Annotated in this window: 15 protein-coding genes; 9 read left to right on the top strand and 6 right to left on the bottom strand. The window is 57.0% G+C overall.

Annotated elements, in window-relative coordinates; translation table 11 throughout:
• The 5 genes from E5180_RS10040 to E5180_RS10020 all read right to left on the bottom strand — a co-directional run bounded on the left by E5180_RS10040 (position 1) and on the right by E5180_RS10020 (position 3,775).
• Positions 1 to 840 carry an NADH-quinone oxidoreductase subunit J family protein gene (locus E5180_RS10040; protein WP_138924259.1) on the bottom strand — a complete coding sequence of 280 codons (840 nt, stop codon included), beginning with the start codon at positions 838 to 840 and terminating at the stop codon, positions 1 to 3.
• Positions 837 to 1,751, bottom strand: a complete 915-nt coding sequence (locus tag E5180_RS10035; RefSeq protein WP_138924258.1) for an NADH-quinone oxidoreductase subunit H — start codon at positions 1,749 to 1,751, stop codon at positions 837 to 839. Before E5180_RS10035 ends, E5180_RS10040 begins: the two co-directional genes overlap by 4 nt.
• A complete protein-coding gene (locus E5180_RS10030; RefSeq protein WP_138924257.1) occupies positions 1,748 to 2,770 on the bottom strand; it encodes a hypothetical protein in 1,023 nt (340 codons plus the stop codon). The genes E5180_RS10035 and E5180_RS10030 overlap by 4 nt, the downstream gene beginning before the upstream one ends.
• Positions 2,767 to 3,108 (bottom strand): NADH-quinone oxidoreductase subunit A, encoded by a 342-nt coding sequence (locus E5180_RS10025; RefSeq protein WP_138924256.1) that lies wholly within the window; start codon positions 3,106 to 3,108, stop codon positions 2,767 to 2,769. The genes E5180_RS10030 and E5180_RS10025 overlap by 4 nt, the downstream gene beginning before the upstream one ends.
• Before the next feature lie 163 nt (positions 3,109 to 3,271).
• Positions 3,272 to 3,775: a DUF305 domain-containing protein gene (locus E5180_RS10020; RefSeq protein WP_171048940.1), complete on the bottom strand. Its 504-nt coding sequence runs from the start codon at positions 3,773 to 3,775 to the stop codon at positions 3,272 to 3,274.
• A gap of 250 nt (positions 3,776 to 4,025) precedes the next feature.
• Here E5180_RS10020 and E5180_RS15825 point away from each other — a divergent pair, with 250 nt between their 5' ends.
• Positions 4,026 to 4,181, top strand: coding sequence for a hypothetical protein (locus E5180_RS15825; protein WP_206338718.1), 156 nt, complete (start codon positions 4,026 to 4,028; stop codon positions 4,179 to 4,181).
• A gap of 89 nt (positions 4,182 to 4,270) precedes the next feature.
• Here the strand turns inward: E5180_RS15825 and E5180_RS10015 are convergent, their stop codons facing one another.
• Positions 4,271 to 4,822: a helix-turn-helix transcriptional regulator gene (locus E5180_RS10015; RefSeq protein ID WP_138924254.1), complete on the bottom strand. Its 552-nt coding sequence runs from the start codon at positions 4,820 to 4,822 to the stop codon at positions 4,271 to 4,273.
• A 281-nt stretch (positions 4,823 to 5,103) separates the two neighbouring features.
• Between E5180_RS10015 and E5180_RS10010 the strand changes: the two genes are divergently transcribed.
• The 8 genes from E5180_RS10010 to E5180_RS09975 all read left to right on the top strand — a co-directional run bounded on the left by E5180_RS10010 (position 5,104) and on the right by E5180_RS09975 (position 12,133).
• Complete coding sequence (locus E5180_RS10010) at positions 5,104 to 5,664, top strand: calcium-binding protein (protein WP_171048939.1); 561 nt, start codon at positions 5,104 to 5,106, stop codon at positions 5,662 to 5,664.
• Positions 5,665 to 5,883: 219 nt separating this feature from the next.
• Positions 5,884 to 6,372: a c-type cytochrome gene (locus E5180_RS10005; protein ID WP_138924253.1), complete on the top strand. Its 489-nt coding sequence runs from the start codon at positions 5,884 to 5,886 to the stop codon at positions 6,370 to 6,372.
• A gap of 165 nt (positions 6,373 to 6,537) precedes the next feature.
• The gene (locus tag E5180_RS10000) at positions 6,538 to 7,056 is read left to right on the top strand and encodes a rhodanese-like domain-containing protein (protein WP_206338717.1); all 519 of its coding nucleotides are present in this window, start codon (positions 6,538 to 6,540) and stop codon (positions 7,054 to 7,056) included.
• 832 nt (positions 7,057 to 7,888) lie between these two features.
• A complete protein-coding gene (locus E5180_RS09995) occupies positions 7,889 to 8,296 on the top strand; it encodes a MerR family transcriptional regulator (RefSeq protein ID WP_138924251.1) in 408 nt (135 codons plus the stop codon).
• Positions 8,297 to 8,514: 218 nt separating this feature from the next.
• The gene (locus E5180_RS09990; RefSeq protein ID WP_171048938.1) at positions 8,515 to 9,513 is read left to right on the top strand and encodes a lysylphosphatidylglycerol synthase transmembrane domain-containing protein; all 999 of its coding nucleotides are present in this window, start codon (positions 8,515 to 8,517) and stop codon (positions 9,511 to 9,513) included.
• An 82-nt stretch (positions 9,514 to 9,595) separates the two neighbouring features.
• A complete protein-coding gene (locus E5180_RS09985; protein WP_138924249.1) occupies positions 9,596 to 10,135 on the top strand; it encodes a hypothetical protein in 540 nt (179 codons plus the stop codon).
• Between the two features lie 40 nt (positions 10,136 to 10,175).
• Positions 10,176 to 11,438 carry an MFS transporter gene (locus E5180_RS09980; RefSeq protein WP_138924248.1) on the top strand — a complete coding sequence of 421 codons (1,263 nt, stop codon included), beginning with the start codon at positions 10,176 to 10,178 and terminating at the stop codon, positions 11,436 to 11,438.
• Positions 11,435 to 12,133 (top strand): gamma-glutamylcyclotransferase family protein, encoded by a 699-nt coding sequence (locus E5180_RS09975; protein WP_138924247.1) that lies wholly within the window; start codon positions 11,435 to 11,437, stop codon positions 12,131 to 12,133. Before E5180_RS09980 ends, E5180_RS09975 begins: the two co-directional genes overlap by 4 nt.
• Positions 12,134 to 12,170 lie beyond the last annotated feature (37 nt).

Genomic DNA, 12,170 nt, shown 5'->3' with positions numbered 1-12,170 from the left:
TCAAGGCTCCTTCTTCGGCCTGGCGCCGTGACCTTCATGCGGGTCCGGTGCAGGCTCTTGTCTGGGCTTCTTTGGATCGGCGCCTTCGGGGTTAGCGCCGGTTGTGTGTCCCACGTGACCCGTATGCTCTGCTGACAACGCCGTGTCGTCGTCGGCCATCTCGTGACCCATATGGCCAATGCCTTGGCCGCCGTCCTTCTTGTCAGTCATCTTGTCATGACCACCATGCCCTCCGTGGCCTCCATGCCCTCCGTGCCCTCCGTGGCCACCGCCTTCCTCCACCTTGCGCCCCGCAGGCGTTCCGCCCGGATGAAGCCCTGGGGGGATAGCACCCTCGTCCGACACTCCAAACCGGCCACGGCGGCTCGATAAGATGACAGCGCCGAGCATGGTCGCCAATAGCGTCACCCCGGCGGTCTCAAATATCAGCATCGAGCTGCCCAGCAGGTTGATGCCCAGATCACGCATGGTATCCCGGCCCGCAGGCAGGGGATTATGCGGTAGGTCAGTTGCCAGCACCGCGACTGTGAGGCCGATGAAAGCTACAATGCCCGCTCCTATCGACAGGCGGTATTGATGCACCATCTGCATCGGGTTCAGGCCTGCCGGGTTCATCATGAACATCACCATGAAAAGACCCATGACCATCATCTCGACCGCCATCATAAAGACCGTGGCGACGCCGATGTAATCGGCAGACATCAATAGCGCGATGGCACCGACACAGATGAACGAAACCATCAGCGCGAACGTTGCACGGATCATCGAGTCGACCCGAAAAACCCGCCAACCGCTCCAGATGGCGATCGCCGAGAGGATATAGAAAGCAATATCCGTCATGCCAGCGCCACCAGTCCGGCCAGCAACAAGTCCAGGAAGGCAATTGGCAGCAGGACCTTCCAGATCAGCCCGAGCATCCGTGCTACGGGCATACGCGCCAGCAGATGAGACAGGGCGATAATGACAATCATGATGGTTAGTGTTTTGAACGCGAGCCAGACAACTCCCGGAAGGACCGGCCCGAGATAGCCGCCCAGAAACGCCGAGGCGGCCACGGCAGAAAAGCCAACTAACATGGACATTCTTGCCACCTGCCAACCAGCCCGATTAGCGCCTGAATCTTCGATGGACGTGCCGCCTGCAAGGTCGGCACTGTCGGCGTAGTCGAGTGGTCCGCGCAGCGTAAGTGACAGTCCCAACAGTATGAAGAGGGGCAGCCCAAGCGGTTGGCGGATCACGTTCCATAGGTCTTCTTGCGACGTCACGATAGCGCGTAGATCAAGCGACTCTGCAGGCAGTGCGGCGGCGATCAGGACAAACATGCTAAGCAGCATGATCGGCAGCCCAATAGCGACGTAGCGATAGGCCCCGATCAGGGCGAGTGGGGAATTGGGTGACCAGCCGTGCAAAAACACAAGCACAACCACGAGGGACTCGCACGCCCCCCACAGTACTACACTGGTTTCGAGGCCAATCACTGCAGACTCTGGCCCGAGCGGTACGACAGCGAGACCAATCGCACCGAGCGTCAGAAAACCCGAGATGGACAGGAACCAGTTCATTCTGTCTGGCGCCTCGGTCGAAATGCGTTGCCGAGACACTTCCGCCGCAGCGGCATAGAGCGGCGTTAGCAAACTGCCCCCAGCTCGTCCGGCCAGCCATCGGTAGAAAAACGTGTCCAGAACCGAAGCGATAAGCATGCCGGCGGTCATGAATACGAGCATTATCATCAGGGTGAGGGCGACGCTCATGACATGTGCCCTGCATGAACGCCGTGATCCATGCCGCCCGCCATTGCATCGGGCTCAGGAACAGAGGTATTGGCGCAGATGGCGCGCAGCGATGCGTTGTCAAAGCTGTTCAAAACCAGCATGGCTTCGTGCCATTCCAGACCGATCAATAGATCATCAAGGCCTGTTTGCTGGACGTGCAGGGTAAAAATGGGTTCTGAGGTGCCGGTCAGCAGATCAAAGCGCGTGCGTACGTCCGATCCGTCATGAGTGCGCCCCAACCCTTCGGGGATTGCTGCCCGCGCGCCCGATAAGCGGATCAGCCGTTTGAGGGTCGCATTGCCGATGTTGGTGGCGCGTAACATCCGTTCGGCCAGTGCGGGCAGTCCCAGAAGATTGAGTAGAACCCAACCGCGTTGTTCCTGGGTTTCGAACGGCGGATGCGCAACCGCAACGTTCTGTATCATGTCACCTTGGAGAGTGAGGGTCAGGACGAGCCCGGGCGGGAGCATGGGGAGAAAAGGACCGAAATCTGCTGTGTAGGCATCAAGCTCCAGCCCATCCCGCAGATCGGCGGCTGTCATCGCCATCGGCCTTCCAAAAGGCGTGCCGCCCATCATGCCTTTACCGCCCTGACCATGTGGCCCGATCCCGCGCCACTCGTTTGGCGGGGCATCTGGCAAAAAGTCGGGCTCGGTCTTGAGACTGCCAACCAGCAGATCTCTGTGAATTGCCCTCAGCAAAACGCTGATTTTCGCTATTTCTTCTATTCTCGTAGCGCCTGGCAACTCATTCCGTGAATGCCAGAGAGCGCTGGCGCGGGGGTGCGGCAACTGGTCATGCAGGCGGTGTAGTTGAGGAATAAGAGCCTCTGGTATCGTGCCTACAACCAACAAAACCGCTGCGGCTCGCGGCGTCTCAACAACGCGCAATCCGGGGGTTTTAGCCAGCACGCTCGCAGCATCGGCAGGGGCACCCTCGCCAAAGGCTACAAACACCGGCACTTCGGCCAGCCCTGCCATTTTTGCAAGCCAGCTCATTCCCACCGAAATATTCCCTCCCGCCAGCCATAAACGATCCCGACCGATAGAATGACCAAGAACATACCCATCTCTGCCAGCGCCTTGGGGCCTTCCTCTACAAAAACCACGGCCCAAGGATACATGAACATCATCTCCATCTCGAAGGCGACGAACAGCAGCGTCATGGTGTAGTACCGGACGTGGAAACGTTGCCATGCATGGGTCTCAGGATCACTGCCCCCGAGTATAGGGCGCTTCTGAGGATAGGTGCTCGGACCCTTACCGCCTGCGCGCAATGCTGCGGTGAACAGCATTGAGAATGCAAAGATCAAAATGATGGCGATCAATGTCGTCATGAATTTTGGTATCCCTTATGCCCAAGCAAGGTTACCTATCGGCGCGAACTATAAAAGCCTTCTTCCCGCTGGACCCTTGCACTTTTTCTGAGGCCAGCGTGCCCAGTGGGTGTGACATCAAACAGTAGGCCAGATCACAGGAAGGCTATCTTGCTGGCAAAAATCAGCCTTTTTCACCGTACCAGCTATGGCGCCAGTCGATCATTTTGCCGATCTCTTGGGCCTGAGCATCGATAATGCTCCTCGAAAGCTTCTTGATGTCGCTGTTGGAACTCTGTTTCAGAGCGACCGCTGCCATTTCAATTGCAGAGGCATGGTGCGGCAGTTGTGAATCGATGAATGCTTTGTCGAAGGGTGCCTTTTTTGCGAGTTCTTCTGGGCTGTCCATCCCGAGCATGCTGCGCTCATGGGGATGGGTTTCCGTCGCGACTTCATCAGGGCCATCAAGGTCTTCGATTATGCCATCAAGCGTTTCGATTTCTTTCTTCTGATCTTCGATCATGGTCTTTGCGAACTGGACGAGTTCGTTGTGCTCGCCTTTTTCCACCGCAACCTCGGCCATTGATACCGCCATCGCATGATGGGCGGACATCATATTGACGAACCGTAGATCGGAATATTCTCCATTGTGAACCAAATTTGCAGTCGCTTGGCGCTGTGAAGTCATCATCGTTCTCCTTTGGTTAGTGTTGGCAACGCGGAAGAGCCGCTATGGTTCCGGTCGGATAAGTTGCGCAACGGGATGAGGCGTACCCAGATTTTCGCTGAAGCATGTGCTTCTTAACAAAAGGCCAGAGAGGTAAGCACGGCGCACTGGGCTTGGCTGGAACATTTATCAGACAGTTTGAGTTCTGGGTAAAAGATGCCTCTGAAGCCAATTAGCCGGCTCAGCGCGCTATTAGAGAACGGAGCACCCGATGCCAAACGAACCAGACTACGCCAAAGAAAAGCGCCCGCCGCACCGCAAGCGGCATAATGCACAGGACGATCACGAGGGAGCCGCTCACAGGCCCGAAGAGTTCGATTCAAAGAATCCACAGAAAGTGCTCAAGGAGGACGACCAAGCCTCCTGAGTTGATGCCGCTTACAGCCCTTTCAGAAAGCCCCGTCAGGATTACGCGTCAATGCGCCTTCCACTAAATTGTGCTCAGAAGGCCATTGGTCACACTACTGCGGCCATCGCCGGGCTTCTAATACCCTCGGCCTGCAGATCGTCCGCCGGTAGCAGTGCATCATCCATCAGGTCCTCTATAAACGTGCTGAGCAATTGCGTGCGCCCGGTCACGCCAGCCTTGCGATAGATCGCGTTGGTCTGGGCTTTGATCGTGCCTTCCGACGTGCCGCGGATTTCGGCGATATCGCGCGTGCTTAGCCCTTTGATAAGGAACAATGCCACATCCCGTTCAGCCGGCGTCAGGCCCCAAGCGGCGAAATGGGCGGCCATGAGTTGCGAGAATTCCGACGTGCATCTCTGCATCTTTTCTTCGGCAAGGCGGGCCCGGTTCAGGCTCATCTTCAATGCGATCCAGCCCAGAGCCACGCCCAAGTTCAGCCCGATTGCCAAAACAGTCTGCTGATACTCATGGCTTTGCCATGTCAGGATTGCCGGCTCGAGCCCCAGTGCGTCCAGAACGAAACAGAAGGTAAAGAAGAGCGCTACGGTTGCCTGTAGTGCTGCGATAACCCAAAGGGCGATGCTTCCGCGCTTGTTCATAGATCTGTCCACATCATTGCGTTGAGGTAAAAGGGATGGGGGCCGGCTGAATAACCGGCCCCGCAAAGGCGTAACTTCATTGCTACTACGCTCAGCTTACCTTTAGCGCGGTAAGCTCTCCGTTCGGCCCATAGTAATGCGTATTTCGGCGATGTGAGATTCTGGCATCCGAATGACTTGGAAGTGATTTGATACTCGAGGGTTGATCCACATCAATACGTTGCCAACGAAGTAGTGCCATAGGTAGCCCCACGTAACCAATCCATGAGGATTACCTTACTATGAAACATAAAATTTTTATCGCTGCGGCTACCTTGGCTGCCACAGTTATCGGCGGCGCCGCTTTCGCAGAAACCCATCACGGGCACAAAGGTAAAGCCGGATCGAATGAGCAGGCCGGGATGATGCACAGTGGGGGCCCTGAAATGATGGGCATGATGGGGATGATGAAACGGATGCATGGCGAAATGATGGGCGGTGGCATGATGGGCAGTATGGGTCCTATGGGCGGCGACATGATGCAAATGTTTGATGCGGATGGCGACGGCACCGTGACACCCGATGAAATGCGTACTCAACTGCAGGCCAAGTTGACGGAATTTGACAGTGACGGTGACAGCGCGCTCTCAATAGCGGAATTCGAAACTCTTCACAGCGCGATGATCCGCGAAATGATGGTGGATAAGTTCCAGCATCTTGATGCGGACGGTGACGGTGCTGTTACGGCTGAAGAAATGACCGCACCAGCGGAAATGATGGATCGCATGGAGAAGATGCGCGCAAAGATGGGAATGATGAAGGACCAGCAAGAAGATAACGACACCATGAAAACTGACAACTAAGCGTTTCTGCGTCGGCGTGATGCCGGCGCCCACATCGGTCCCCGTGAGCGGTAAAAACTTTGTAAAGTTGGCTTAAAGCGCCGAGCTGCCAAACATGTTGATCACGCCCGAGGATGGATTCTGTCCTCCTTCGCCCTACCAGCCCCCGACGAGGAGGACCCCTGATTGTCTCAAAGACCGCATCCCTTTAACCGTCGCTCGGTTCGCCTCGGAGGCATCGTGCTTGTCTTGGGCGTTGCGCTGGTCGCGGCGCTTAACCTTGGTTTCGGCCCAATGACCAATCGCGCCGATTGGCCGTCAGAGTTTATGAGCAACGGCGAGCGCATCTATTTCACTGCGACGAGCGCATCCGGCCAACCGATATCACTCCAGGGCGGGACAATGCACATGAGCATGTCGGCGGGTGGATGTGTTGCCTGTCACGGTGCCGATCGCAAGGGTGGGCGTCTGACGCCGAAATTCTGGAATTCCGCGCCAGATCTGACCGCCGCCGCCCTGTTCGGTGTGCATTTGGACGAAGATGGCGATGGCGACGATCATGGCGACCACGATAGCTATACCGAAGACCTGCTTCGCCGCGCAATTACGGATGGCGTCGACCCAGCTGGTGAGCGTCTCGACCCCGCGATGCCGCGATGGTCAATGTCCGGTGAAGACATGGCCGACCTGATCGCCTATCTTAAGACGCCCGTTGGCGGCGCAAACTGACTTGATGCGCCTGTCCTGCTGCGCCATTTGGCGACGCGAATTGAGCGGCCGAAAGGCTCATGCCGCTCAGCCCCTGATCCAGTTCTGTTACCGATGGGCGTGGACTTCGAAGACAACATTGGTTGCACCGTTAATCGAACTCGAGAAACTCAAAGGAGTAAGCCCATGCCTGATCTGCTCAAGATCACAGGGGACGAGACGAAGCTCGTCGTCAATACGGCAGATGGACCTGTCGAAATCATCCGTCAGAAGAATGAAATGCAGCTTATCACTGGGGTGCTGCAGCCGATAATCCCAATTCCAGGCATTAACCCTGCGGGAGAACTCGAGGTTCTTGCAGCGCTGGCTGATCCAGAGTTTCTCGTCGTCGACATGCGAGAGCCCGAATGGCGCCTAAAGGCAACCATTCCCGGGAGCATCTCAATTCCATTTAGCGAAGTGACGCACAGGCTTGACGAACTGGGCTGTTCACGAGCCGCCAAGGGGTGGGTTTGCTCCTCTGCCAAAAAAGTGGTGGCGTTCTGCAACGGTCCCGCTTGCCCGCAGAGTCCCTCCGCGTTTCACACAATGGTAGGCGACGGATTTCCGCCTGAGCGTATCTATTATTATCGCGGCGGTATGCAGGATTGGCTGGTTCTCGGGTTGACGACGACCGCCATTCCTGCGCGACAGGGAAATCATTAGTAGTGTAATAAGTGCTGGGATTACCAGTAAGCCCTTCATTGCGGCTATCGGCGGCGGACTTTGGTAGAAGATGCAGCTACTTAATGCCTTCCGTAAAAAAGACATTTAATCGGATGCCATGAAAGGCAGCAGAGTCCGCCGACCGATAATTGAGTCAACAAAATGCTGCATGATGCACGAACGGCCGGTCTGGGGAAGCCGCGCTGCGGCATTGGAAGGCTGGTTCAAAGGCCGGTTAGGGCCGTTTGCGAAGATAAACACAACGGGCGGAAAGTGTGAATTCGCCGCAGGTGCGCGATAAAATTGGGTCAACGCCGACAGCCGACATTCAAATGGTAACGGATTCAAATTCTTTCTGCGGTGTGGAAGGCGGAGCCGAACCCATTCGTCTCAAACGCTGCAATGCAGTAAGCGATGCGTACGGCCTATGGTATCGCGTATTTCGGCGATGTGAAATTCTGGTCTCCAACTGACTTGGAGGTGATTTGTTGCTCGATCATTGATCCACGTCAAAGCGTTGCCAACCAGAGAACCGCCAGTTCTGAACATCCGCTTTCAACTCCCTGCTGTAAGATAGCGTCAGCTTAGGTCGGGAGGGGCATGGTTTAGATTGCCACGCGGAAGGGCAATGCAGCCCCGCATTCCGCAGTTATTAGCGCATTGCTGGAGGGCTAATTACGATCACACCGTAGGCGCGCCGACTGAATCGATGACGTTTAAGTGCGTCGGCAGGCAGCTTTTCTGAATAACAAAGCCCGTCCAGTTCATGATAACCCAAAGTGGATAATGATTATAATGTTGCAACACGGATCAGGATTGAAAGGTCGAAACAATGGCAAATCTCAAAATCGGACAGGCGGCACGAGCGGCGCAAGTGAATGTTGAAACGATCCGATACTATGAACGCCGCGGCTTACTGACACAGCCGATTAAACCTGTGGATGGCCGCCCGCGTCTCTATGATGCTGCATCTGTAAGCCGGTTGCGGTTCATCAAGGACGCACAAGGCATCGGTTTTTCTCTTAGCGAGATCGCAGATTTGCTTTCTTTAAGGGCCCGTGCTGACGCCAATTGCCACGACGTTCGTAAGCTGGCGGTTCAAAAACGACGCGAGGTTTGGGAACGTCTGGAGGGATTGCAAAAGATAGCGACGCTGCTGGACGAATTGATCGACGGCTGCCCCGGAAATGGCGACCTTGGTGCCTGTTCAATCATCGGTGCCATCGAGCGGCCGAAGTGATCGGTCTGAAAGTTGTGTTATACGAAGACTTTTGTTGACACCGTACCACGGTACGGCGGTTAACCTGCACCAGAATCAACAACCGCATCAGTGCGACCATAGACCCACGCACTGGCCTTCGTGACGGTGAATGGAAGGTACACTGACAACCCCGACCGGAGATTATCATCGACACCATTTCACCAAAACCGCCGTCCCGTTCCCTTGTACGACGCTGGTTGCCGCCGCTGGTTGGGGGCGTGGTCGCGCTTGCGCTGATCTTCTGGCTGTATCGTGACTTGGATTTCTCCCGTTTTCTAACCGGTCTTCGCGAGGCACATCTTGGTTGGGTGTTGATGTTAACAGCGACGATCTTGCTGGAACAGGTCGCTAATGGCTGGAAGTGGCGTCAGATTTTGCATGACGTCAAGCCGGTGCGCACCTTGCGGCTAACCGGTGCGTTGCTTGCCGGGTATGGGGCCAATGTGCTGGTGCCGCTGGGCATCAGCCCGCTGGTGCGATCGTGGCTGATCGCGCGGATGGAAGACCTGAAGATGGGCACGGTGTTGTCTACGACGATCATCGCGCGATTCATTGATGGTGTGGTTTTTGCGCTGTTCGCGGGTCTTGTCGCCATGGCGGGCAAGGTGCCACAGGTTAGTGGCAATCTGGAGCTTGGGCTTGCGGTCGCGGGGGCGATCAATTTCATCTTGTTCGGGGGACTCTTGTGGGCGCTGTTTCGGTTTAGGACCCTGCTGGCTCAGGACGGGCCGTTGATTTGCCGCCTTTTCGATTGGGTGGCGAAGTGGTTTCGCGCCAATGGTGCACAGTTGCGCGGCTCGCTCTGTGATGGGGTGGTATGGCCCAAGGCACGCCGGCACCGGTTGAACGTGCTGTTGGGTGCCGTCGCGGCAAAGCTCATCTCGGCCACGCATTATGTCTGGGCAGGCCTTGCTGTCGGCATCGTACTTGCCCCGTTCGACTATCTCTTCTTGATGGTATTTGCCGGATTTTCCTTGGTTCTGACTCGGTTCATACGGGTGCCGGGTGGCTTTGTGATCGGGTCGGCGTTTGCCTTCAACCTTTTGGGTGTCCCCGAAGAACAAGCGTTGCTGATGATCCTGTTCAACTGGATGATTTCGATCATCGTGGTCGTCGGCGGCGGTCTGATCGTGCTGTGGCAATCCGGTATCGACATACGGAGCAGGCAGCAGGAGATCGTACATGCCGGACAATAGCAGACGATTTTTGCCGACATGTCGGTCGGTGGTTACCGCCGTCGGTATTGCACTCACGGCTGTTTTAACAGCGACACCAAATGTGGCATCGGCCCACAGCTTTGTCGTGACATTAGATGCAACTGCGGCGGCAGAGCCTTTGGATCTGGCGTCGGCAATACAAGGTATGCGCGTGGCCGCCAGTGAGCGTGACAGCCACGCGGCGGAAACCTCGGACGGGCATCTTGGCGGCATCGATCTGTTTATCCGCGTCCAACCCGTAGACGCTGCGGAAGGCATTATCTGGCTCAAAGGCGCGCCTACGACTGCCGCAACGGTGGTCGTGAATTTCAGCGGGCCGGACGTTGCACCGTCGCGCAGGGCCGATGACGCGACTTTGGTCATCACACCGGGCGCACTGCCTCCCGCCGAGATTTGGACCGGCAATGCGCTCTCCTCCACAAACAGTTTCGCAGCGCGTTACCACGCCGCGTATGACAGCGCACCCGACCGGCAGGCAGCCCAAGGGTACAACGCAGCCCTGCGCATTGATCGTGCTGTCCGCGACAGCGGTGGCGTGCATGATATCGAGGCTTTGCGACAAGCGCTCGATCGATCCACCGACGGAACAGATTGGCCATGACCATGGATCGTATGCGACAAACCTGTGCTGGGTCCATGTGATGGGGAAGTCGGACCACACGACCGAACGCGGCCGCTTCTGGCGCATCGCGGGTGCAGGTGCTGCCTTTCAGGCGGGAAGTGCTGCGATTGATTCCGCGACCATCGTGGCAAGCCTTGTTTTTCAACTGACGGGCAGCGCGTTTGCCGTCGGCTTTGCCAGCGCTGTGCTGCGTCTGGGCTGGCTTCTACCACAACTTGTTGTCGGTTTCTTGGCTGAACGCGCAGATAGACGCATGCCGTTCTACGTCTTCGGTGCCTTTGGGCGGGCATTGATGGCAGGGTTGATCGCACTTCTTCTTTGGTTTGGTGCTGGCATGTCTGCGGTCGCACTGGGATGGGTATTTCTGGGGCTATGGACGCTCTACGCCTTTGTCAGCGGCGTCGTCGCGGTTCCGTATAACGATATCGTCGGGCGGTCGATCCCATCAGAGGCGCGCAGCCGGATGTTGGCGTGGCGGTTTTTCGGGGGCGGTATTTTCGCGCTGGCGGTCGCCGCCTTTGTGCGGCTAACGCTTGATATCTTGCCGAACCTTCAGGCCTACGCTCTAATTTTCGGATTGGCAGCACTGTTGATGGTCCTGTCTTCGATGTTGTTCGTTTCGGCGGGTGAACCGCCGATAATACCCCCTAAGGTTGGGCGCAAACCACCGCAGGATGTGCGGGCGTTCTTAAGCGGCGGTTGGCATGTCCTGAGGACTGACAGCCGATTCCGGTTATTCCTCCAGTCCCAGTGGCTGGGCGGCGCGACCCTGATGGCGTTGCCGTTTTATGTCGTCGCAGCGAACGGTAGCGGTGTCACTGTTGCCGACGTCGGCCTGCTGTTGGGCGCGCAGACCGCCGGCGCTCTGGTTTCCAACCCGGTCTGGGGCAAACTTGGCGACGGCGCGGGCAAGTTGCGGATGTTGCAGACCGTGGCGCTTATCCGGATCGTGCCGCCGCTGCTGTTACTGGTTTTGTTGGGTCTCGGCGCTGGTCTCTGGGGCTACTTGGCGCTTTTCGCGCTGATTGGTGCGATGATGAACGGCGTAACCATTGGTTATCTGGGCTACCTGATGGAAATATCGCCCGATGACAGACGCCCTGCCTATTCGGCGTATTTCAACGCGCTGGCCTCGCCTGCGGCTCTTTTACCGCTGCTTGGGGCCGGTCTGATATCATTGACCTCGATCCATGCGGTCTTTGTCGCTGCCATCCTTGCCGCGGGTGCGCAGCTGCTGCTACTGCTGCGCATCTCGCGCCTTGCGCCGGAGGGTTCCAGATGATCGCCTTTCGCCGTTTCTTGAAACGTCTGTGGTTGCCGATCATCCTGCGCTATTGGCCGCTCGCTCAGCTCTGGTACCGCGGATGGGGCCTGACTTTGGACGGCCATCCTGATGACGAGGTCTGGTATTTCGCCTTCGGGGCCAACATGAACAACAGCGTTTTTCTGGGCCGTCGCAAGATGGAGCCTTTGGAATGGCGTGTGAGACGTGCGCCAGACTACAGGCTGCGTTTCAATCTTCAGGGCCGGCCACGTGGGCTGTCCGCCCCCGCCAACATCGAACCCGCGCCAGAAGAAGAGGTTTGGGGCGTTCTATACCGAATGACGCGCCGGGATATGGTCTGGCTGCATTCGACCGAAGGCGTGCCGGGTTGGCGGTATTACCCGATCTGGCTTGATGCCGAGGATCATGCAGGCAATCGGCTCCGCGCCTTCAGCCTGATCGCCGACGGCCAGCCCGAGGACGGTAAACCGTCCCTGCGCTACATCACTCTGATCCGTGAGGGAGCGGTCCAGCACAATTTGCCAGACCATTGGATCGAGAAGCTGAACGCTGTGCGACATGCCGACGTCAGACTTAATGTCGATAGGCACACGGATGAACCCCGATCATATAGTCCAATCGTCGTTTCGCTTTTCGTGCAGTCGCAATACCGGTTCGGTTGCCCAACTTGGCCGTTGGCAGGTGGTTCTTAAAACACCCGGGCTGCGTCTCGACCCATTCCAGATCGGC

Source organism: Sulfitobacter sp. BSw21498, from assembly GCF_006064855.1.
Lineage (GTDB): Bacteria > Pseudomonadota > Alphaproteobacteria > Rhodobacterales > Rhodobacteraceae > Sulfitobacter.
This window is presented reverse-complemented; position numbering and strand designations above follow the sequence as displayed.